Here is a 21,373-nt window from a genome sequence, read left to right as displayed (position 1 = left end):
GCAAGCAAAGAGCGCCGTCCGAATAGCGGACGGCTGCGATATGGGGGCGCCTACGACCCCACCCCTGGGAAAGTACCCATCAAGACCGACCTGACCTGCGAAAATTAAGCCCTTCGGCGTTTGCCTGGAGCATCATCCATGGCCCCGCACTGTGGTCAAGGCCACGGTGAAGCCACCGGCCCCGCTCCGCCGACGTGAGGTGCCCGACCTCGCACGGGGTCGCGCGCAAGAGGTCCTCGAACCCGTAATACGCTCGTGGGCATGCTTGACGCCCTGACGGTCGTGGTCGCCGTGACCGCGCTCGCCCTCGCCGCCTGGTGCGGATACGCGGCCTACCGCGATCAGCCCACCAAGGACTGGCACTTCATCGGCATGGCCGTGGTGACCGCCCTGGCCCTGATCCAACTGATCGTGGGCGTGGTGCAGCTGGCCCGGGGCGAGGACGCACGGGACGGCACGGTGACGTTCGTCGCCTATCTGATCGGCGCGTTCACGGCGGTCCCGGCCGCCGGTTTCCTCTCGCTCACGGAACGGACCCGCTGGGGCTCCGCCACCGTCGCAGCGGGTGCGGTGGTGCTCGCCGTGCTGCAAGTGCGGCTCTACGACATCTGGGGAGGCTGACCGTGTCCGAGCCCGTGGCGGCGAAGCCGCAGACGGAGCGCTCCACGACGGACCAGCAGCAGCCCGGGGCCCGGACCAGGCTGGTCGCCGGCCCCGGAGTGCTTCTGGTGTGGCTGTACGGCGTGATGTCGGTGGGCGCGGTGTCGCGTTCCATCTACGAGATCCTCGTCCGCTTCGACACGGCACCGCTGGCCCATACGCTCTCGGCCGTTGCCGCCGTCGTGTACGCGTTCATCACGTACACGCTCGTACGTGGCGGTGAACGGGCCCGCAGGGCTGCGCTCGTGTGCTGCGCTGCCGAACTGGCCGGCGTACTGATCGTCGGAACCTGGACCGTGGTGGAGCCCTCGGCCTTCCCCGACTCGACCGTCTGGTCCACGTACGGCATGGGCTACGTCTTCATCCCGGTCCTGTTGCCGGTGACCGGAATGCTGTGGCTGCGCCGCGCACGAGGTCAGCGCCCGGCAACTGAAGCCTGAGCGTCCCGCAGGCCGAGGCGTCCGATCAGGCGCTGGTCACATAGCCCAGCTCCGACGCGCCCTTCTCCAGGGTGACCAGGGTCAGACTCGGGCCTACCTGCTCCCGGGCGACCGGGACGTAACCGCGGCTGCGGTACAGCCGGAGGTTGCCCTCACTGCGATGCCCGGTGAACAGCTGGAAGCGCTGGGCGGCGGGCTCGGTGGCGAAGTGGTCCTCGATGGCGTCCAGGAGCCGTCCGCCCAGACCGTGACGCTGCATCCGGGGGTGGACGATCAGCTTGGCGATCCTGGCGGTGCCGTCGTCGTCGACTCGGCCCCGCACGGATGCCACGACCTCGTCGCCGAGGCGGGCCACGAGGGCGTGTCCCTCCGCCAACTCGGCCCGCAGACCGTCCAGGGACTGGGTGAGGGGCTCGATCGCGTAGTCGCCGTACAGCTCTGCCTCGCTTTGGTAGCAGAGGTACTGGAGCTTGAGGATGTGCTCCGCGTCCTGGGCTCTCGCCGCTGAGATCGTCACGCTCATGCCCATGTGCACATGCCTCCCGCTCACCCGTCCAGGGCAGTTGTCAGCCGATTGCCGGCCGTTGTCTACCGCTCCTTTCCCCCACGGGCAGGAGCTCCAACCTCCACAGCGAGCATTCTGCGCAGACATCCCAGGCAACGGGAACGCATCGGTCCTAGACTTCCCTGTGAGATACCCAACTCTCCTGCGATTTCGCGGTAAGTGGGGTCATTCGCCGACAACATCGCAGCCAATAGTCGGGGGCAGTCCCCGGGGGTCCGTGCCAGCGCTGCCCAGACGGCCCGGCGCCGCTCGGCGCTGAGCAGGGCACCTTCGGGCTCGGGTGCGAGGTCGTCCGCCGGCTCCGGGACCCGCCCGCCGATGGGCCGCTCCCTCCGTGCGGTCCGGCGGGAGCGGCGCGCCTGGGCACGCACCACGTTCCTTACCCAGCGGGCCGGTTCCGCCGGCGGCCCGCCCTTCCCCAGGGTCTCGAACAGCCTGAGCCACACCGTCTGTTCGAGGTCGGCCGCGTCCATGCCCGCTGCGGGTGCCTCCGCCGTGGCCTCGGCGCGCACCAGGGGGCGCAGGGCGGCCACGGCCGAGGCGAGTTCCTTGCGGGGCGTCATGTGGTGCGGGACATCGATGCGCACGGCGACGGTTTCCGGGAACCGTCGCTGTCACCCGTACGGGGAGGGTCAGCGCACGCCGCCCGGTCGGCGACCGTCGCGGTAGGCGTCGGCGGCCAGGAGGCCCGTGTCCGGGTGGTCGGTGAAGATGCCGTCGATGCCGGTGGCGAAGTAGCGCCGATAGGCGCCGAACACATCACCGTATCCATCGGCCGTGCCACCGGGGACCCCGGCGGCGTCGCGTCGGAAGTCGGCGGGCAGGAAGACGTTCTCGTTCCGCAGGGTGTAGGGGTGGACCACCAGCCCGCGGCGGTGCGCGTCCCGCACCAGCGCGGTCGGCTCCCCGAGCTCGCCGTTCGCGCCCTTGGGGATGACGAGGTCGAGCGTGGGGCCGATGCCCTGGGCGAAGGAGGCCAACCACGCCAGGCCCTCGGGCTTGACCAGGTCGGCGACCGTGCGCGGGTCGCCCCCGACGACGAAGTCCCAGGGCCTGCTGGTCGGCCCGGACAGCAGCACCACCCGTGGCGCCGAGACGAGCCGTGCCATCCGTCGCATGCTGTCGGGCTCGAAGGACTGGAGGAACACGGGAGCGTTGCGCCCGTCGCGGCCATGGCGGCGCAGCAGCCGGGCGAGCCGCTCTTCGAGGCCGAGGCCCAGTTGGCGGAAGTGGGTGGGGTGCTTGGTCTCGATGTGCAGCCACACCGGGCGCCCCCGGCGACGCCCCTCGTCGTTCGCCCAGCGCAGCACCTCGTCGAGGGTGGGGATCGGCCAGCGTCCGTCGTAGAGCGTGTTGTCGGGGCGGTTGCGGGGGATGCGCTCCTTGGCCCGCAGGGTCTTGAGTTCGGCGAGCGTGAAGTCCTCGGTGAACCAGCCGGTGAGCCGGGTGCCGTCGATGCTCTTGGTCGTCCTGCGGTCGGCGAACTCGACGTGCTCCGCCACATCCGTGGTGCCCGTGATGTCGTTCTCGTGGCGACAGACGAGATGACCGTCCCTGGTGGGCACCACGTCCTGCTCGATGATGTGTGCGCCCATGTCCAGGGCGAGTCGGTAGGCGCCGATGGTGTGTTCGGGGCGGTAGCCGCTCGCACCGCGGTGGGCGATCACGGTGGGATGCGGCAGGGCCCGGTACGCACCTCCGCCGTGGTGCTGCCGGCCGTCGTGGGCGGCTGCCGGCAGCACCACGGGGGAGGCAGCGGCGCTCGGCGTGGCAGCCACGGTTGCGGTGCCGAGTGCCGCCGTGGAGAGCACGGCAGCTCCCAGCACTGTGCGCCGCGCCGGCTTGCTGTCCGGGCCCTGTACTGGCTTGGTCATCGGATTCCTCCCTGGATGCGCACGCTTTCCCGAAAGGTGTTGCGTGCGGGTTTCGGCGCTGCCGACGCTAGGAAGTCATCACTTCTCGCAGGAGGACCACGGGCGAACGGAGCGCTAACACACATCAACAGTGAGTATCTGATCCGTGAACCCGATGTGCGATCGGGCGTTTGCCGCGAGTATCGTCCTCACCTGCGCAGACCACGGCGGATCGGGAGAGGTCCGACAAGGTCTCGCCCAGGCCGCCCACCGCTGCCGTCCCTTCATGACACCGGAGGACCCGTTGTCCCGCTTGACCCTCATCAAGGCCGTACTAGGACCCATCCTGCGCCTGATGTTCCGTCCCCGTGTGGAGGGAGTGGAGAGCATTCCCGGGTCCGGCCCCGTCATTCTGGCGGGCAACCACCTGACGTTCATCGACTCGATGATCCTGCCCCTGGTGTGCTCCCGCCCCGTCTACTTCATCGGCAAGGACGAGTACGTCACCGGGAAGGGCCTCAAGGGCCGGGTGATGGCGTGGTTCTTCATCGGCGTCGGCATGATCCCGGTGGACCGGGACGGGGCCAACGGCGGGGTGGCCGCCCTGATGACGGGGCACAGGGTGTTGGAGGAGGGAAGGGTCTTCGGGATCTACCCCGAGGGCACGCGCTCGCCCGACGGACGGCTGTACCGGGGACGCACCGGAATCGCCCGGCTCACCCTGATGACCGGGGCACCCGTGGTGCCGTTCGCGGTCATCGGCACGGACAAGCTCCAGCCGGGAGGCGCGGGGCTGCCCAGGCCGGGTCGGGTGACCATCCGGTTCGGCAAGGCCATGGAGTTCTCCCGGTACGAGGGCATGGATCGCGATCGCTATGTGCTGCGAGCGGTCACGGACTCGGTGATGACCGAGGTCATGCGGCTCTCCGGCCAGGAGTACGTCGACATGTATGCGACGAAGGCGAAGGCCGCCTGACCGGCACCCACATCGCGAGGGCTGGCCCCGTCCGACGTCGGACGGGGCCAGCCCTCGCGATGTGAGCAAGGCGGGACTAGGGGTGTTCCACCCCGTCCTCCAGTCGCTGCCCCTTCAGCAGGAACCAGGCCGCGACCGCGGTGAGCAACAGGACCACCGAACCGACTGCTCCAGCCACATGGAAGCCGTCCGCGAAGGCGTTCTGGGCGGAGGCGAGCAGGGCCGCGCTCTGCTCCTCGGGCAGTGTCTCTACGGCCTGCGCCGCGCCGCCGAGCGAGTCCCGGGCGGCGTCGGTCACCTCGGACGGCACCCCTTCCGGGACCGGGAAACCGCGGTAGACGCCGGTGACGATCGAGCCGAGCAGGGCGATGCCGAGGGCCGCGCCGAGTTCGTACGCCGTCTCGGAGACTGCGGATGCCGCACCCGCCTGTTCCTTGGGGACGCTGGAGAGGATCACGTCGGCGGTCACCGTGAAGGCGAGGCCCGCACCGAGACCACCGAGGAACAGCGCGAGGCCCATGGAGAGCGGCCCGGTCTCCGCGGTCAGCAGGGTGCAGGACGCGAGCGCCAGGCCGACCGCCGTCAGCCCGCCCGAGACGGCACTGCGCACGGACGCCCTGCGGGCGAGGTAGCCGGCGAGCAGACCGGCCATCACCGCACCGATCGCCGCGGGAAGTTCGATCAGCCCCGCCTCCAGCGGCGAGCGCCCCTGGACCAGTTGCAGGAACTGGGAGAGGAAGAAGACCAGACCGGACAGACCGAGGATGGTCAACAGGTCGGCGAGGACGGCACCGGAGAAGCCCCGGTTGTGGAAGAGGCGTACGTTCAGCAGGGGCGAGGCCAGGGTCAACTGCCTGCGGACGAACCAGTACAGCGAACCGATGCCGATGACCGCGGCGGCGGCCGAGAGCACACCGATGCCGTGGACGGCCATCTCCTTGATCGCATAGACGATCGCGACCATGCCCACCAGCGAGAGGGCGACGCTCAACAGGTCCCACGGGCCCGGGTTCGGGTTGCGTGACTCGGGCAGCAGCTTGATCCCGACGACCACCAGGACCGCCATGACGGGCAGGTTGATCAGGAAGACCGAGCCCCACCAGAAGTGCTCCAGCAGGAATCCGCCGACGACGGGCCCCACCGCGGCGCCCGCTGAGGCGGCGGCGCCCCAGATGCCCACGGCGATGCTGCGTTCCTTCGGGTCGTGGAAGAGGTTGCGGATCAGCGCGAGCGTGGAGGGCATCAGGGTGGCACCGGCGACACCGAGCAGCGCCCGCGCTATGATCATCATCTCGGGGCTGGTGGCGTACGCGTTGAGTACCGAGACCGCGCCGAAGGCCACGGCGCCCGTGAGCAGCAGCTTCTTGCGACCGATGCGGTCACCGAGGCTGCCCATCGAGATCAGCAGCCCCGCGATGATGAATGAGTAGACGTCGCCGATCCACAGCAGTTCGGTACCGGACGGCTTGAGGTCCTCACTCAGGAACGGCGTGGCGAGCCCCAGCACCGTGGCGTCGACCGCGACCAGCAGCACAGCCAGCACCAGTACGGCCAGGGCGAGCCATCGGCCCGGGGCCTTCACGGTCTCCTTCGTCAGTTGGTCGGTGCCGTTCACTTCTCCACGCTCCGTCGGGTGACACCACCGAGCAGTAGCTCGGCGATCATGAATTGGTAGTCCTTGCCGGCGACCCGGCCCGACTGGACGGCCCAGGCTCCGGAGCCAACCAGTCCGTACAGCGCCTCGGTCAGCCAGGCGGCGGTCAGATCGATGCGGAAGTCGCCCTCTTCCTGTCCGCGTTGGAAGAGGGCCGACACCCGGGCGTCCAGCCGGTTCCAGCCTTCGTTGACCGCGTCCTCGAAGAGCTGGTTCTCCGTGAAGAGGAAGCCGAGCAGGGCGGCGTTGGACTCCGTCTCGGCGATGAGCCGGCGCAGGGCGTCGCACGCCCTTCCGTCGTCGAGGCGCGCGGCATCCAGAGCCGTCTCGAACTCGCGGATGCCGAAGTCCTCCAGGGCGCGCACCAGGGAATCCCGGCCGGCGAAGTGCCGGTGGAGGGTGGCGCGACCGATCCCGGCGGCTTTGGCGACCTCGTCCATGGTCGCGGTGGCCTTGCGGGAGAGGAGGGCGGCTGCGGTCCGCAGGACCTGCTCACGGTCAACTGTCATGAGACAACCATAACCCACATGAGACATGAATGTCTCAATAGATATTGCGTCGACTCATGGGCGCCAAGAAGGAAGGCTGTACGAATGAAGCCGCTGCTGCTGATCGACATCGACGGGCCGCTCAACCCCTACGGCGGAAAGCCGGAGCGTCGCCCCCACGGCTACACGACCCACCGCATGCATCCGAACGGCTGGACCCAGCCCCGCCCGCTGCGCGTCTGGCTCCACCCCGGCCACGGCCAGGAACTGCTGGCACTCGCCGACCGCTTCGACCTGGTGTGGGCGACGACCTGGAAGGACGAGGCGAACGTCTGGGTCGCTCCCGTGCTGGGGCTGCCGGAACTGCCCTTCATCGACTGGCCGGAGATGCACGGCGCGGCACCGCGCGGCACGTTCTGGAAGACCCAGTACGTGCTTGAGTACGCGGCGGGACGCCCGTTCGCCTGGTTCGACGACGAGATAACCGCATCGGACCGGGAGTACGTGGAGCAAACACATCTGGCCGCCGCCCTGCTGCTGCACGTCGACCATCGGATCGGGCTGACCCGACCGGACTTCGACGCGCTCGCACGCTGGGCGGCGGCGCTGTAGTGAACCGATTTCCCCCGGTTAGCGAACGGCGTTCGCCCAGGCGTGCTGCACGGCCAGATCGGCCTTGACCTCGGTCAGCTGGACGGCGACCGCCGAGGGGGCCGTACCGCCACGTCCACTGCGGGAGGCCAGCGCGCCCGACACGGTGAGGACCGAGCGGACCTCGGGGGTCAGATGGGGAGAGATCTTGGCGAACTGCTCGTCGGTGAGCTCATCGAGCTCGATCCCGAGGTCCTCGCACTCCTTGACGCACTCCCCCGCGACCTCGTGCGCGACACGGAACGGCACGCCCTGCTTCACCAACCACTCGGCGATGTCCGTGGCCAGCGAGAAACCGGCCGGCGCGAGCTCGGCCATCCGCTCCCGGTTGACCGTCAGGGTCGCCATCATGCCGGTGAAGGCCGGCAGCAGCACCTCCAGTTGGTCGCACGAGTCGAAGACGGGCTCCTTGTCCTCCTGGAGGTCGCGGTTGTACGCGAGCGGGAGGGCCTTCAAGGTGGCCATCAGGCCGGTGAGATTGCCGATCAGCCGGCCCGACTTGCCGCGGGCGAGTTCGGCGATGTCCGGGTTCTTCTTCTGCGGCATGATCGACGAGCCGGTGGAGAAGGCGTCGTGGAGGGTGACGAAGGAGAACTCCTTCGTGTTCCAGATGATGACCTCCTCGGCGATCCGGGAGAGGTTCACCCCGATCATCGCGGTGATGAAGGCGAACTCGGCGACGAAGTCGCGGGATGCGGTGCCGTCGATGGAGTTGCCGACCGAACCGCCCTCGAAGCCCAGGTCCGCGGCGACGGCCTCGGGGTCCAGACCCAGCGAGGAGCCCGCCAGCGCACCCGATCCGTACGGGGACACGGCCGTCCGCGCATCCCACTGCCGCAGCCGTTCGGCGTCCCGCGACAGCGACTGGGCGTGCGCGAGCACATGGTGGGCGAAGAGGACGGGTTGGGCGTGCTGGAGGTGGGTGCGCCCGGGCATCGCCACATCGGGGTGGGCTTCGGCGAGACCCACGAGTGCGTCCTGGAGCTCGGCGATGAGTGCGCCGATGATCCTGGCGTGGTCCCGCAGGTACATCCGGAAGAGGGTGGCGATCTGGTCGTTGCGGGAGCGCCCGGCGCGCAGTTTGCCGCCGAGGTCGGGCCCGAGGCGCTCCAGCAGGCCCCGCTCCAGCGCGGTGTGGACGTCCTCGTCCGCGATGGTGCCGGTGAAGGAGCCGTTCGCCACATCGGCTTCGAGCTGGTCGAGGCCCGCCAGCATCCGGGTCAGCTCGTCCTCGGTGAGCAGCCCCGCGGTGTGCAGCACACGGGCGTGGGCCCGCGATCCGGCGATGTCGTAGGGCGCCAACCGCCAGTCGAAGTGGACCGATGCCGACAGCTTGGCCAGTGCCTCGGCGGGACCGTCGGCGAACCGAGCGCCCCAGAGCCGGACGTCACCGTTGTTGCTGCTCACAGCTTCAAGCTCCTCGAAGAAAGAGATGTGCGACCGCCTCCCCGCGAAAGGTTACGGGGAGGCGGCTTCTTCACATGGTGCGGGCGTCGTGTCGCCGAGGCCCCTATCAGGTCTGCCGACCCTGCCAGCTTCTGCCGGATGGCCAACCGTGCCGGTTCCAACGACGACAGGAACAGCTCCGGCGGGCTCGACGGAACCGAGGGATCAGGCCAGGTCCCGCTTGGCAGCGATCTTGGAGGAGAGTCCGAAGATCTCGATGAAGCCCTGGGCCTTCGACTGGTCGAAGGTGTCGCCGGAGTCGTAGGTGGCGAGGTTGAAGTCGTAGAGCGACTCGTCCGACCTCCGACCGGTGACAACGGCCCGGCCGCCGTGCAGGGTCATCCGGATGTCGCCCGTGACGTGCTGGTTGGCCTCGTTGATGAAGCCGTCCAGGGCCCGCTTGAGCGGGGAGAACCACAGACCGTCGTAGACCATCTCGCCCCAGCGCTGCTCGACCTGCCGCTTGTAGCGGGCCAGCTCGCGCTCGACCGTGACGCTCTCCAGCTCCTGGTGTGCGGTAATCAGCGCGATCGCGCCGGGCGCCTCGTACACCTCGCGGGACTTGATGCCGACCAACCGGTCCTCGACCATGTCGATCCGGCCGATGCCGTGCTCGCCGGCCCGCTCGTTGAGCTGCTGGATCGCCTGGAGGACGGTGACGGGCTTGCCGTCGATGGCGACGGGGACGCCCTCCTTGAAGGAGATGACGACCTCATCGGCCTCGCGCGGGAGGGCCGGGTTGGAGGTGTACTCGTAGATGTCCTCGATCGGGGCGTTCCAGATGTCCTCCAGGAAGCCCGTCTCCACGGCCCGCCCGAAGACGTTCTGGTCGATCGAGTACGGCGACTTCTTGGTGGTCGCGATGGGCAGCTGCTTGGCCTCGCAGAAGGCGATCGCCTTGTCCCGGGTCATCGCGTAGTCACGGACCGGGGCGATGCACTTGAGGTCGGGGCCGAGCGCGGAGATGCCGGCCTCGAAGCGGACCTGGTCGTTGCCCTTGCCGGTGCAGCCGTGGGCGACGATGCCTGCGTTGTGCTTGCGGGCGGCGGCGACGAGGTGCTTGACGATCGTGGGCCGGGAGAGCGCGGAGACCAGGGGGTACCGGTCCATGTACAACGCATTGGCCTTGATCGCCGGAAGGCAGTACTCATCGGCGAACTCGTCCTTGGCGTCGGCCACCTCGGCCTCCACGGCACCGCAGGCGAGCGCGCGCTTGCGGATGACGTCCAGGTCCTCGCCGCCCTGGCCGACGTCCACGGCGACGGCGATGACCTCGGCGCCCGTCTCCTCGGCGATCCAGCCGATGGCGACGGAGGTGTCCAGACCGCCCGAGTAGGCGAGTACGACGCGCTCGGTCACGGGATTCTCCTTACGGTGCATTCGACGATGGAATAAGTATGCACTCCCTTGCATGATTCGTCAATATCAGATGTCAGAGGCGTCCCGCGCGGCGGATAATCCACCCCATGGGACAGCGATACGCACGCATAGAGGGCCGCATCAGGACGTTCATCGAGCAGCAGCCCGTGTTCTTCACCGCCACCGCGCCCCTGGACGGCGAGGGGCACGTCAACCTCTCCCCCAAGGGCCGCAGCGGCAGCCTCGTCGTCCTCGACGAGCACACCCTGGCCTATCTGGACTTCGGCGGCAGCGGCGCAGAGACGATCGCGCATCTGCGCGAGGAGGGGAACGGGCGGATCACCCTGATGTGGTGCGCGTTCGCCGGGCCGCCCAAGGTGCTGCGGGTCCACGGCAGCGGAGAAGCGGTCTTCCGGGATGATCCGCGCTGGTCGGAGCTCATCGGCCAGTTCTCGGCGGCGGACGGTCCGGGGGCCCGGGCCATCATCGTCGTCCATGCGCGCCGCATCAGCGACGCCTGCGGTTTCGCCGTCCCGTTCATGGACTACCGGGAGGAGCGCACCCAACACGCCGAGCACTTCGGTCGGAAGTCGGACGAGGAGTTCGCGGCCTACTGCGCCAAGAAGGAGCACGTCGGGGTGAGCTTGGACGGCCTGCCGGCACTACCGCTCCCACTGCCCCAGCGCTCCGCCTAGCGATCCCGCTCCGCAGAGCGCCGTGCCCAGGACAGGGGGCGGACCACCGGGTGACCCGCCCTCACCGCTACCGGTCGTTCTGGGCCAGCCTCAGCAGGTGGTCCGCCAGGGCCTGACCGCCCAGCGGATCCCTGCTGATCAGCATCAGGGTGTCATCGCCCGCGATGGTGCCGAGGACGTCGTGCAGTTCGGCCTGGTCGATGGCCGAGGCGAGGAACTGGGCCGCGCCCGGAGGAGTGCGCAGGACCACCAGGTTGGCGGACGCCTCGGCGGAGATCAGGAGCTCCCCCGACAGTCTGCGCATCCGCTCCTCCTTGGCCGACCCGCCGAGCGGAGCCTGGGGCGTGCGGAAGCCGCCCTCGCTGGGCACGGCGTAGATCAGCTCACCACCGGTGTTGCGGATCTTCACCGCGCCCAACTCGTCCAGATCCCGGGAGAGGGTCGCCTGGGTGACACTCAGCCCGCTGTCGGCGAGCAGTTTGGCCAACTGGCTCTGGGAGCGGACCGGCTGCCGGTTGAGGATGTCCACGATCTGGCGGTGGCGGGCCATGCGGGTCTGCGGAACCGCGGGCCCGCCCTGCTCGGTGTCCTGCGCCTCGGTCATCTGCGTCTCATTCTCCGGATCGTCCTTCCCCGTACTTCTCGTTGGCCGTATCGAGCACACCGGGCCATGCCTGGAGGAACGCGTCCACATCAGCCTCGTCGATGATCAGTGGCGGCATGAGCCGTACGACATCGGGAGCCGGGGCATTCACCAGAAAACCGGCACTCTGAGCCGCGAGCTGCACCTGGGGCGCGAGGGGCTCGTTGAGCACGATACCCAGCAGCAGTCCCGCACCGCGGACATGGGAGACCAGAGGATGTGCGTCACGGCCGTCCGGCCGCTCGATCCCGTCCCGGATCTTCTCCCCCAGCCGCTTGACCCGATCGAGGATTCCATCGCCGGCGAGGGTGTCGAGAACGGCGAGCCCAGCGGCGCAGGCGACCGGGTTGCCACCGAACGTGGTGCCGTGCTGTCCGGGTCGCAACAGGTCGGCCGCAGGGCCGAAGGCCACGGTCGCCCCCAGCGGAAGACCTCCGCCGAGCCCCTTGGCCAGGGTCACCACGTCCGGCTCGACGCCCTGGTGCGCCTGGTGCTCGAACCAGGAACCGGTCCGGCCGACACCCGTCTGCACCTCGTCGAGTGCGAGCAGCGCACCGGCGGCACGGGTGATCTCACGAGCGGCTTCGAGATAGCCCGGGGGCGGAACGACCACGCCGTTCTCGCCCTGGATCGGCTCGATCAGCACCAGGGCGGTGTCCGCGGTGACGGCTGCCCTCAGCGCCTCCACGTCCCCGTACGGAACATGGGTCACCTCACCCGGCAGCGGCAGGAAGGGGTCCCGCTTGGCGGACTGGCCGGTGAGGGCGAGTGCTCCCATGGTCCGGCCGTGGAAACCGCCCGTCGTGGCGACCATGTGGGGACGGCCCGTCAGACGTCCGATCTTGAAGACGGCCTCGTTGGCCTCCGCGCCCGAGTTGCAGAAGTACACGCGCCCGGGCCGGGCGAAGAGTTCGATGAGCCGCTCGGCGAGCAGGACGGGCGGCTCGGACACATAGAGGTTGGACACATGACCCAGCGCGGCGATCTGGCGGGAGACGGCCTCGACCACGGCGGGGTGGCCGTGCCCGAGTGCGTTCACCGCGATGCCGCCGACGAAGTCGGTGTACTCGGTGCCGTCCGCGTCCCAGACCGTCGCGCCCTGGCCGCGGAGCAAGGACAGGGCGGGCGTGCCGTAGTTGTCGCTCATCACGCCCTGCCAGCGCCGGGCGTACTCCTGGTTGCTCATGCTTCCCCCTGTGCGTGCGTCACGAGCGGGTGCCCGTCGGGGACGACCATGGTGCCGATCCCCTCGTCGGTGAAGATCTCCAACAGGATGGAGTGCGGGACCCGGCCATCGATCACCCGGGCGGTGTTGACTCCGTTGCGCACGGCGAACAGACAGCCCTCCATCTTGGGGACCATGCCGCTGGACAGGTCCGGCAGCAGCTTCTCCAACTGGGTGGCCGTCAGTCGACTGATCACCTCGTCGCTGTTGGGCCAGTCCACGTACAGTCCCTCGACGTCCGTGAGGACCATCAGGGTCTCCGCGCCCAGCGCAGCAGCGAGTGCCGCAGCCGCCGTATCAGCATTGACGTTGTAGACATGTCCGTCGTCCTCCGCGCGTGCGATGGAGGAGATGACCGGGATGCGGCCGTCCTCCAACAACGCTTCGATCGCACCGCTGTCGATCCGGGTGATCTCGCCGACCCGGCCGATGTCGACCAACTCGCCGTCGATCAGCGGCTGGTGCTTGATCGCCGTGATCGTGTGTGCGTCCTCGCCGGTGAGGCCGACGGCGAGCGGCCCGTGCTGGTTGAGCAGTCCGACCAGTTCCCGCTGGACCTGGCCGGCCAACACCATGCGTACGACGTCCATCGCCTCGGGCGTGGTGACCCGCAGACCGGCCTTGAACTCGCTGACCAGGCCGTGTCGATCCAACTGCGCACTGATCTGCGGCCCTCCGCCGTGCACGACGACGGGGCGCAGGCCCGCCTGTCGCAGAAAGACCACGTCCTGGGCGAAAGCAGCTTTGAGGTCCTCGTCGACCATGGCGTTGCCACCGAACTTGACGACGACGACCTTGCCGTTGTGCCTGGTCAGCCAGGGCAGAGCCTCGATGAGGATCTGCGCCTTGGGCAGGGCGGTGTGCTTGCGGGTGCTCATGGAGTGAAGGTCCCCGAATCCTCAGGAGGAATAGGCGCTGTTCTCATGGACGTAGTCGGCGGTCAGATCGTTCGCCCAGATGACGGCGGACTGGGAGCCCGCGGAGAGATCTGCGGTGATCTTGACCTCGCGGTAGCGCATGTCGACCAGCTCGCGGTCCTCCCCCACGCCGCCGTTCCGGCAGACCCAGACGCCGTTGATGGCCACGTTGAGCTGATCCGGTTCGAAGGCGGCCTCGGTGGTGCCGATGGCGGAGAGCACCCGCCCCCAGTTGGGGTCCTCGCCGTGGATGGCGCACTTCAGCAGGTTGTTGCGGGCGATGGAACGCCCCACCTCGACGGCGTCGTCCTCCGTGGCCGCACCGATCACCTCGATGCGGATGTCCTTGGACGCCCCCTCGGCGTCACCGATCAGCTGGCGGGCCAGATCGTCGCAGACCTCCCGAACGGCCGTGGCGAACGCCTCGTACTCCGGGACCACACCGGACGCGCCGGAAGCGAGGAGCAGCACGGTGTCGTTGGTGGACATGCACCCGTCGGAGTCGATCCGGTCGAAGGTCAACCGGGTCGCGTCGCGCAGTGCCTTGTCGAGGACTGCGGCCTCCAGATCGGCGTCCGTGGTGAGAACGACCAGCATGGTGGCGAGCCCGGGCGCGAGCATGCCGGCACCCTTGGCCATCCCACCGACCGTCCAGCCCTGGCCCTCGCGAACCGCGGTCTTGTGGACGGTGTCAGTGGTCTTGATGGCGATGGCGGCCTTCTCGCCGCCGTGCTCGGACAGTTGCCCGGCAGCGGTCTCGACTCCGGGCAGCAGCTTGTCCATGGGCAGGAGCAGGCCGATCAGCCCCGTGGAGGCGACGGCGATCTCACCGGCGCTGTGTCCTTCGAGCACCTCGGCCGCCTTCTCCGCGGTGGCATGGGTGTCCTGGAAGCCCTGCGGGCCGGTGCAGGCGTTGGCGCCGCCGGAGTTCAGGACGACCGCTGTGACCGCACCCCCCTTGAGCACCTGCTCCGACCAGAGGACAGGTGCGGCCTTGACCCGGTTGGAGGTGAAGACTCCGGCGGCGGCCCGGCGCGGCCCGTTGTTGACGACCAGCGCCAGGTCGGGGTTGCCGCTCTCCTTGATTCCGGCGGCGATGCCCGCCGCGGTGAACCCCTTCGCTGCGGTGACGCTCACTCTGTCTCCCTCTCGGCTTCTTCGCGTTCTTCGCGTTTCTCGCGCGCCCGGCGCGCCCCTACGGCCTTCGTCCCGATCAGTGGCCCGGTGGCGATCTCTCCCCCGGTCATCCGCACCGCTGTCAGTGCGGGTGCGCCGCGCCGTGGGCGCGTTGCTGGGCACATCGCACCGAGGCCGTCATGGCGCGAGCCCGACCAGGGGCAGCCCCGTGTCCTCGGGGAGACCGAGGGCGATGTTCATGCTCTGGATCGCTCCACCGGCCGTGCCCTTGGTGAGGTTGTCGATGGCGCTGATCGCGATGATGCGGTGCGCGCTCTCGTCGAAGGCGACCTGGAGGTGCACCGCGTTCGCCCCCATGACATGTGCGGTCGCCGGCCACTGGCCCTCGGGGAGGAGTCGGACGAAGGGCTCGTCCGCGTACGCCTTCTCGTAGGCGGCCCGGACGTCCTGCGCGGTGGTTCCCGGCTTGGCCTTGGTGGAGCAGGTGGCGAGGATGCCACGGGCCATCGGTGCCAGGGTCGGTGTGAACGAGACGGTGACCCGCTCGCCCGCCACCGCACTGAGGTTCTGGATCATCTCCGGGGTGTGGCGGTGACCGCCGCCGACTCCGTAGGGGCTCATCGACCCCATCACCTCGGAGCCGAGGAGATGTGTCTTGGGCGCCTTGCCCGCGCCGGAGGTGCCGGAGGCGGCGGTGATGACGGCTTCCGGTTCGGCCAGGTTCGCCGCGTACGTGGGGAAGAGGGCCAGCGAGACGGCCGTGGGGTAGCAGCCGGGGACCGCGATGCGCTTGGACCCCTCCAGCGCAGCCCGGGCACCCGGCAGTTCGGGGAGGCCGTACGGCCAGGTTCCGGCGTGGGGCGAACCGTAGAATCGCTCCCAGTCGCCGGCGTCCGTGAGTCGGAAGTCGGCGCCCATGTCGACGACGAGGACGTCGTCGCCCAACTCTTCCGCCACGGCGGCGGACTGCCCGTGCGGCAGGGCCAGGAAGACCACGTCATGACCGGCCAGCACCTCGGCGGTGGTGGCCTCAAGGACGCGGTCGGCCAGTGGCAGCAGTTGGGGCTGGAGGCTTCCGATGGTCTGACCCGCGTTGGAGTTGCCGGTCAGCGCGCCGATCTCCACCCCGGGGTGTGCGGTCAGCAGTCGGAGCACCTCTCCGCCCGCATAACCGCTCGCACCGGCCACTGCTGCTCGAACAACCATCGAAACCCTCCTCATTGATGGCATGACTATACGCAGTTCGGAAGTTTTATGCAATGAGTCCTCAGGTTGAGGCTGGAGCGATCTGCGACCGAACGGCCGAGTTGACCCCGAGCGCTTGAGTTGGCAACACAGAGTGATTCCACTGGCACGCAGGGTGGCGATTACCGCACTGACCTGCTGGGATTGCGAAAGAACTGGGATTGCGAAAGAAGCAGTAGCCAAGCAGTTACTTGAGCGCGGGACGGTGCCGCTGCCCCGGCTCGCCACGTGAACCTGCTCCCGTCGCTGCTGGACTCCAGGAGGGGTTCCGCGGCATCAGAGGTGGCTGCCGCGGGTGAGCGTCAGCACACATCGCTTCCCGAGGGAGCGCGGCCGAAGATCGCCCCAGAGGAGTGAGCGCGTCCCGGCAGGACCGCCTGGAGTTGGTCCGCGCCGACGCATGCGTCCGCCGCCCCGAACCGCGAGAAATTGTCCCAGGGATATCGGGTCACTCACCCGTCATCAATTCCGGAAATCTGCTCTCTTCGCCATCTGACAGCCGCCCGACTTCCCACCTCCGAGGCCGTGCCCTAGGGCGCAAGGCCGGCGTTTACCCCTGCGTATAAGGCCCCGTAAACACATGGATCGCGATGAGCGCGGACCATGGGGCCCGTTCCGGCTGCTGGAGGTAAAGGGTGTCACGTCAGCATCGAAGGCTGGGAGTACTCGCCGCCGCGACTCTCATTCTGTTGGGTCCATCGGCAGCTCCGACCATTGCCGTATCACCGCCCCCGGGGCTGACTGCCAAGAGTGTCCACGGGCAATCCGTCCGGGCGGGTTCGCCGGCCGACGAGAACCCCCACTTCGAAAAGAGGCGCCAGGAAGCCCAGGCCAAGGGGCTCATCGACGCCGACGGACGGGTCCCGGGAAACCAGCGCGTGGGAATCCGGGCATGGCCGCGCGATGACACGGGATATCTCATCCAGCCGCGTGACCTGGAGTTCCTCGGGCTGACACGGCAGCAGGTCGACTGGTGGCGCCGCTACCAAGCCCCCCTGGGCACGACTCCGCAGCAGTTCAAAGAGCTGTCATCGTCCCTGTACCAGGCTCTGTGCTCCGCGTGTGAGCACCCCGAGGAATACGACGTGCGGCTCCAGGGATCATGGGCCTTCTTCTTCTCAGGCCGTCACAAGAACTTCCCGACCGAACGGGATCTGGCAGAGCAGCCCCTGGCACTGGAGCGGCTCCAGACATGGATGGGCTCCACGCCTGCCAGCGAACGCCCCGCACGCCGCCCATTCGAAACCCTTTACAAGCTGGGGGCGCTCGATGAGAACGGGACGCCGGTCGGACCCAGCGACGGTGACATTCATGTCTCATCCGATCTGATGGTGGCAGCCGCCCAAAAGAAGTGGGATGAGCTCAAGGGTGCGGGAAAGCTCACCGACGCGGACATCCAAAAGGGGTTCATTCACCAGAAGTACAAGTTCGTGAACCGTACGGCGGTGCGGGAGGCATTCCCGAATCTTGAGAAGTGGATGAGCGTGTGGAAGGAACGACTGGGGCGTCCTGTGGTGCCCTCCCTGTTCCCCAGCTCCGGACCGCCCGACAAGACTCAGGAGGGGACTGGCGTGTCCACTCACTACCGGGACTCCGACTGGTTGGTGCCGTTCTCACCGAACCGTTTTCCGTTCCCGGCCGGGTGGTACGCGGCGAGCCCGGCCTGGTGATGCGCACGCCGCCATCGCCCCGTCCGGATGCACTGCTCAGGCGGGCTGGCTGAGCCCGGAGGTTGTCAGCTCGAACGTTCGCCTCAACGGCTGTGGCTGACGCCTCTCAGTCAGCGGGTGGATGGGCGACTCGGCGGCCGAACCCTTCGGATGGTCACGGGCGGCTTCGACTGCGGCACCGTCCCGACCCGCGATGAGGCAGGAAGCCGGTGCCCTCCCGCTGGAATCGGGCGGGACCCCGGCTTCCAAGGGACTGAGCGGCGCCACGTCGTCTGTGTCGGCCCGGGTGTCACCGGCCCCGGGGCCGCCGCTGGTCATACGGGCGTGGTGATCTTCCAGTGGTAGCCGTCGAGATCGGTGAAGTGTCCGGCGTACTCACCCCCGTCGACCCGTGCCGCGCCGGCGACGGCCCGCCCCCAAGCGGAGTCAGCGGCGGCGAGGAGTGCGTCGACCTCGGCGCGGGAAGCGGCCGTGTGCGTGAGCACGAGCGCGGAGAAGCCGTCGCCGCGCGGATCAACGCCTACGTCCTTCGCAAGGCCCTGTCGGGGCAGCAGACCCAGGCGGCACACCCCCCCGGTGACGGTGAAGTCGATGAACTTGTCGCCGTAGTCATGGTCTGTGCCCATCCCCAGCTTCTCGTAGAAGACCTTGGAAGCCTTCGGCTTGGCGACACCGAGGTAGATCGCGGTCTCGGTCGGTTTCGGCGGATCGGTGCGCGGGCCGGTGTCCTTCTTGGCCGCCGCCGCCAGCTTCCACACCGCGCCGTCGGGTGCCCGGTAGACGGCGGTGAACTCGCCGAAGAACTGCTTCTTCGCCGGCTTGACGACCGTCGCACCGTTGCTGGTGGCGGCTTCGAGGAGCGCCTTGACCTCGCTCGGCTGGCTGACGATCGACGACAGGACGTAGCCGCGGAAGCCCTCGGTCACCGGGTCTGCTCCGACTTCGGTGGCGAGGTCGTCGAATTGGCGGACGGCCAGGTGGCCGGTGCCGTGCAGGTCCAGTTCGGCGGTGTCGTTCTCTCCGCCGGTGAGGGGTGAGAGCGCGGCCGTGTAGAAGGCGTGCGCGGCCTTCACGTGCGGTACTCCGAGGGTGATGGTGTCGAGCGTGAGTGCCATGCGAGGGGACTCCCCTTTCGGAACCGACGTCATTCAGGACCTCCGCAGCGCGGGCCCGGTGGTACGCCCGGAACGGCTTCGGGGCCGTTGGACGGGGGGACGGAGGGATGCGCAGCAGCCCGTGAAGTCCATGTCCGTCACGCTACGCACGACCGTCGGGCGCGCGCTTCTCGATTCCTGACCGGTCTGCTCCTGACCGGTCGGATCTCCTCTTCGACGGAAGCACCGTGTCCCCGGGAACGCACCACCCGCATCGATCAGGAATCGAGAAGCCCCGACCGCTCGGCACCACTAACGTCGAAGCACCTCGTACGGAGCTCGACCAGGAGGATGAGGCGATGAGCACGAAACACACGGGAGGCTTCTCCGAGCATGAGCGTGCCGCCATACAGGAGCGTGCCGCTGAGCTGAAGAAGGAGGCCAACCGTGGTCGCGGCAACAAGAAGGCGGCCGAGGAACTGGACGTCCTGTCGAAGATCGCGGAGATGGCCGGATCGGACCGAGCAGTGGCCGAACGCATCCACGCCATCGTGACCACCACCGCCCCCGAACTGTCGCCGAAGCTGTGGTACGGACAGCCGGCCTACGCAAGGAAAGGAAAGGTCGTGTGCTTCTTCCGCAGTGGCCAGGTCGACAAGGAGCGGTACTCGACCTTCGGATTCACCACCGAGGCTGGCCTCGACGACGAGGGGGGTCTGTGGCCCACGTCGTACGCGGTGACGGAGTTGAGTGACGAGGCAGAGGAGACGATCACCGCGCTCGTCAAGAAGGCCGCCTGCTGACGCGGCGTCGCGTCCCACCGCCCGGCCCGGTCACGATCCAGCCGGGTGAGAGCAGGCCGCGTCAGATGTACGGGTGATCCGGGACCGACACCATCCGTCGGTACTCTCCCGGCGGAACACCGTAGGCCGCGCGGAACGCACGGCTGAAGTCAGCGGGGTCTCGAAACCCCCACCGCACACCGACCTCGCCGACGGCCCTGCGCCGAAGCTGCGGATCAGCGAGGTCGGCCCGGGTGCGTTCGAGTCGCCGCCGTCGGATGGTGGCGCCGACCGTCTCCGGGTGTTGCCGGAACAACTGGTGCAGCAGCCGCACCGAGATGTGGTGGCGCGCCGCGAGGGACACCGGCCCCAGTTCGGGATCGGCCAGGTGGCGGTCGATGTGCGCCAGAACACGGGTCAACAGGATCCGGTGCCGAGCCTCGGTCGACAGGGTGGACGCCCCGTCGAACCGGGTGGCCAGGAATCCTGCGACGAGATCGAATCCCACTGCGCCGAGACGGAGCAGTTCCGCCTCGTCACAGTGGGCCGCGTTCGCCCGCAGACCGGCCAGGAAGGACACGAGCAGGGCGCCGGTCCCGGCCCTGGTGGGCAGCCGGGTGCTCAAGAGTCCGTTGGTCCGCTCGTACGGCAGGGGCATCGTGGCGCGGGGCAGCCGGACCAGGGTGAGCCTGCACTGTCGTCCCTGGTCCTGGAACTCGCAGGCGAGCGGATGCCAGGTGTCGAACAGGGCCATGTCGCCGGCCTGGAGGAGGCTGGTGTTGCGCCCCTGTTCCAGCCCGATCGGACTGCCGTGGACCAGCACGAGGAAGTACGACTCGGGGTCCGCCCTTCGGATGTGGGTCGGGGTGCGTCGGGCCGACATCGGTGAGAAGGAGAACGACGACACCTCGGTGTGGGGCAGTTGCAGCGAAGTGGCCCGGCCCTTGAAACGGTGGGCGTGGTCGCTGCTGATCGCGACCGGCATGACCGCCTCGGCCACCATCGAGGCCCACCAGCCGAGCCGGTCCTGCGGGCTGACGCCGTCCGCCTGGACACGGGTCACCCTCGTTGCCGGCATCGCACCCCCGAGTCCACCGAAACGCTCGGGCTCCATGTTCGGCGGCGCCGTCATCCGGGTAAAGCGCGCCTCCGGCCAGTTCCCGTGCGCTACCGGCCAACCTCCCGTGCGCTCTCTGCCAGAGCCAGCGGGGGTGCGTCGCGCAGATACTCGTTGCCGCACCCCTTCGCACAGCTCTCCATGACGTAGGAGGCACCTTGAACAGCAGGCGCAATCTCGTGGGCAGGACCGTTCGCGGCGCTGCCTCGCTCCTCGCCGCAGCCGGTCTCGTACTGGCGTCGGCAAGCACCTCTGCCGCGGGCACGGCCACACCTTCCACACCGCCCGCACCACCGGCCGCCGCTCCGGACGGCCCTGCAACCGGCCGGTTAGGCGAGGCACTCACGACAAAGGCCGTGGGTACGGCCGCCGTCTACACGGTTCGGCTGCGCAATGTCGCCACGGGACTGTGCGTGGACGACAGCAACATCGGGCTACGACACTTCGGCTGCCAAAGCCAAACCGGCCCCTACGCCAACTACCAGAAGTTCGACTTCGTCACCGTCGCTCCCTACACCTACGTCCTGCGCAACCACGCCACCGGGCTGTGCGTGGACGACAGCAACATCGGACTGCGGCACTTCGGCTGCCAAAGCCAAACCGGCCCCTACGCCAACTACCAGCGGTTCGTTCTGGTCGCGGCTCCCGGTGGCACGAACGTGCTGCGCAATGTCGCCACGGGACTGTGCGTGGACGACAGCAACATCGGGCTACGACACTTCGGCTGCCAAAGCCAAACCGGCCCCTACGCCAACT

General features: G+C 68.5%; 22 protein-coding genes. 8 read left to right on the top strand and 14 right to left on the bottom strand.

Features of this window, described 5'->3' with window-relative positions; translation table 11 throughout:
- The first annotated feature begins 261 nt into the window (after positions 1–261).
- Positions 262–621 (top strand): hypothetical protein, encoded by a 360-nt coding sequence (locus tag ACFXJL_RS23740; RefSeq protein WP_329016073.1) that lies wholly within the window; start codon positions 262–264, stop codon positions 619–621.
- A 14-nt stretch (positions 622–635) separates the two neighbouring features.
- On the top strand, positions 636–1,100 hold the full coding sequence (locus tag ACFXJL_RS23735; RefSeq protein WP_358882125.1) for a hypothetical protein: 465 nt from the start codon (positions 636–638) through the stop codon (positions 1,098–1,100).
- 25 nt (positions 1,101–1,125) lie between these two features.
- Here the strand turns inward: ACFXJL_RS23735 and ACFXJL_RS23730 are convergent, their stop codons facing one another.
- From ACFXJL_RS23730 to ACFXJL_RS23720, 3 genes are all read right to left on the bottom strand, one after another.
- Positions 1,126–1,629 (bottom strand): GNAT family N-acetyltransferase, encoded by a 504-nt coding sequence (locus tag ACFXJL_RS23730; protein ID WP_358882124.1) that lies wholly within the window; start codon positions 1,627–1,629, stop codon positions 1,126–1,128.
- A 59-nt stretch (positions 1,630–1,688) separates the two neighbouring features.
- The gene (locus ACFXJL_RS23725) at positions 1,689–2,228 is read right to left on the bottom strand and encodes a sigma-70 family RNA polymerase sigma factor (RefSeq protein WP_358882104.1); all 540 of its coding nucleotides are present in this window, start codon (positions 2,226–2,228) and stop codon (positions 1,689–1,691) included.
- Between the two features lie 69 nt (positions 2,229–2,297).
- Positions 2,298–3,539 carry a glycerophosphodiester phosphodiesterase gene (locus ACFXJL_RS23720; protein ID WP_384695434.1) on the bottom strand — a complete coding sequence of 414 codons (1,242 nt, stop codon included), beginning with the start codon at positions 3,537–3,539 and terminating at the stop codon, positions 2,298–2,300.
- Between the two features lie 265 nt (positions 3,540–3,804).
- Between ACFXJL_RS23720 and ACFXJL_RS23715 the strand changes: the two genes are divergently transcribed.
- Positions 3,805–4,494 (top strand): lysophospholipid acyltransferase family protein, encoded by a 690-nt coding sequence (locus tag ACFXJL_RS23715; RefSeq protein ID WP_383545134.1) that lies wholly within the window; start codon positions 3,805–3,807, stop codon positions 4,492–4,494.
- 76 nt (positions 4,495–4,570) lie between these two features.
- Here the strand turns inward: ACFXJL_RS23715 and ACFXJL_RS23710 are convergent, their stop codons facing one another.
- Together ACFXJL_RS23710 and ACFXJL_RS23705 are read right to left on the bottom strand one after the other, a co-directional pair.
- Complete coding sequence (locus ACFXJL_RS23710; RefSeq protein ID WP_384637243.1) at positions 4,571–6,109, bottom strand: MFS transporter; 1,539 nt, start codon at positions 6,107–6,109, stop codon at positions 4,571–4,573.
- Positions 6,106–6,657 (bottom strand): helix-turn-helix domain-containing protein, encoded by a 552-nt coding sequence (locus ACFXJL_RS23705; RefSeq protein ID WP_358878166.1) that lies wholly within the window; start codon positions 6,655–6,657, stop codon positions 6,106–6,108. The genes ACFXJL_RS23710 and ACFXJL_RS23705 overlap by 4 nt, the downstream gene beginning before the upstream one ends.
- A gap of 84 nt (positions 6,658–6,741) precedes the next feature.
- On the opposite strand from ACFXJL_RS23705, the gene ACFXJL_RS23700 reads away from it, so the two are divergent.
- Positions 6,742–7,248: an HAD domain-containing protein gene (locus tag ACFXJL_RS23700; RefSeq protein WP_358878167.1), complete on the top strand. Its 507-nt coding sequence runs from the start codon at positions 6,742–6,744 to the stop codon at positions 7,246–7,248.
- 18 nt (positions 7,249–7,266) lie between these two features.
- Here ACFXJL_RS23700 and argH read toward each other — a convergent pair whose 3' ends face one another.
- Positions 7,267–8,694 (bottom strand): argininosuccinate lyase, encoded by a 1,428-nt coding sequence (gene argH, locus ACFXJL_RS23695; protein ID WP_384695428.1) that lies wholly within the window; start codon positions 8,692–8,694, stop codon positions 7,267–7,269.
- 204 nt (positions 8,695–8,898) lie between these two features.
- Entirely contained in the window at positions 8,899–10,092 is a 1,194-nt protein-coding gene (locus ACFXJL_RS23690) for an argininosuccinate synthase (RefSeq protein ID WP_358878169.1), read from the bottom strand.
- A 107-nt stretch (positions 10,093–10,199) separates the two neighbouring features.
- Here ACFXJL_RS23690 and ACFXJL_RS23685 point away from each other — a divergent pair, with 107 nt between their 5' ends.
- Positions 10,200–10,787, top strand: coding sequence for a pyridoxamine 5'-phosphate oxidase family protein (locus ACFXJL_RS23685; protein ID WP_358878170.1), 588 nt, complete (start codon positions 10,200–10,202; stop codon positions 10,785–10,787).
- 67 nt (positions 10,788–10,854) lie between these two features.
- On the opposite strand, the gene ACFXJL_RS23680 is transcribed toward ACFXJL_RS23685, so the two are convergent.
- The 5 genes from ACFXJL_RS23680 to argC form a co-directional block, all read right to left on the bottom strand.
- A complete protein-coding gene (locus ACFXJL_RS23680; RefSeq protein WP_358878171.1) occupies positions 10,855–11,391 on the bottom strand; it encodes an arginine repressor in 537 nt (178 codons plus the stop codon).
- Between the two features lie 7 nt (positions 11,392–11,398).
- Positions 11,399–12,616, bottom strand: a complete 1,218-nt coding sequence (locus ACFXJL_RS23675) for an acetylornithine transaminase (RefSeq protein ID WP_384695423.1) — start codon at positions 12,614–12,616, stop codon at positions 11,399–11,401.
- Positions 12,613–13,533, bottom strand: coding sequence for an acetylglutamate kinase (gene argB, locus ACFXJL_RS23670; protein WP_384695420.1), 921 nt, complete (start codon positions 13,531–13,533; stop codon positions 12,613–12,615). Before argB ends, ACFXJL_RS23675 begins: the two co-directional genes overlap by 4 nt.
- Before the next feature lie 21 nt (positions 13,534–13,554).
- Entirely contained in the window at positions 13,555–14,709 is a 1,155-nt protein-coding gene (gene argJ, locus ACFXJL_RS23665; RefSeq protein ID WP_384695417.1) for a bifunctional glutamate N-acetyltransferase/amino-acid acetyltransferase ArgJ, read from the bottom strand.
- 177 nt (positions 14,710–14,886) lie between these two features.
- Positions 14,887–15,915, bottom strand: coding sequence for an N-acetyl-gamma-glutamyl-phosphate reductase (argC, locus tag ACFXJL_RS23660; protein ID WP_384695414.1), 1,029 nt, complete (start codon positions 15,913–15,915; stop codon positions 14,887–14,889).
- 917 nt (positions 15,916–16,832) lie between these two features.
- Here argC and ACFXJL_RS23655 point away from each other — a divergent pair.
- Entirely contained in the window at positions 16,833–17,624 is a 792-nt protein-coding gene (locus ACFXJL_RS23655) for a hypothetical protein (protein ID WP_384695411.1), read from the top strand.
- Positions 17,625–17,938: 314 nt separating this feature from the next.
- Here ACFXJL_RS23655 and ACFXJL_RS23650 read toward each other — a convergent pair whose 3' ends face one another.
- Positions 17,939–18,739 carry a hypothetical protein gene (locus ACFXJL_RS23650; protein WP_384695408.1) on the bottom strand — a complete coding sequence of 267 codons (801 nt, stop codon included), beginning with the start codon at positions 18,737–18,739 and terminating at the stop codon, positions 17,939–17,941.
- Between the two features lie 338 nt (positions 18,740–19,077).
- Here ACFXJL_RS23650 and ACFXJL_RS23645 point away from each other — a divergent pair, with 338 nt between their 5' ends.
- Positions 19,078–19,521, top strand: coding sequence for a DUF1801 domain-containing protein (locus ACFXJL_RS23645; protein WP_384695405.1), 444 nt, complete (start codon positions 19,078–19,080; stop codon positions 19,519–19,521).
- Positions 19,522–19,582: 61 nt separating this feature from the next.
- Here the strand turns inward: ACFXJL_RS23645 and ACFXJL_RS23640 are convergent, their stop codons facing one another.
- Entirely contained in the window at positions 19,583–20,614 is a 1,032-nt protein-coding gene (locus tag ACFXJL_RS23640) for a helix-turn-helix domain-containing protein (RefSeq protein WP_384695402.1), read from the bottom strand.
- 161 nt (positions 20,615–20,775) lie between these two features.
- Here ACFXJL_RS23640 and ACFXJL_RS23635 point away from each other — a divergent pair.
- Positions 20,776–21,373, top strand: a 598-nt coding sequence (locus ACFXJL_RS23635) for an RICIN domain-containing protein (RefSeq protein ID WP_384695399.1), incomplete at its 3' end; no start/stop codon positions are given.

It is taken from the genome of Streptomyces sp. NPDC059256 (assembly GCF_042753785.1).
GTDB lineage: Bacteria > Actinomycetota > Actinomycetes > Streptomycetales > Streptomycetaceae > Streptomyces.
The sequence above is the reverse complement of the archived record's forward strand: the minus strand, read 5'-3'. Positions and strand labels throughout refer to the sequence as shown.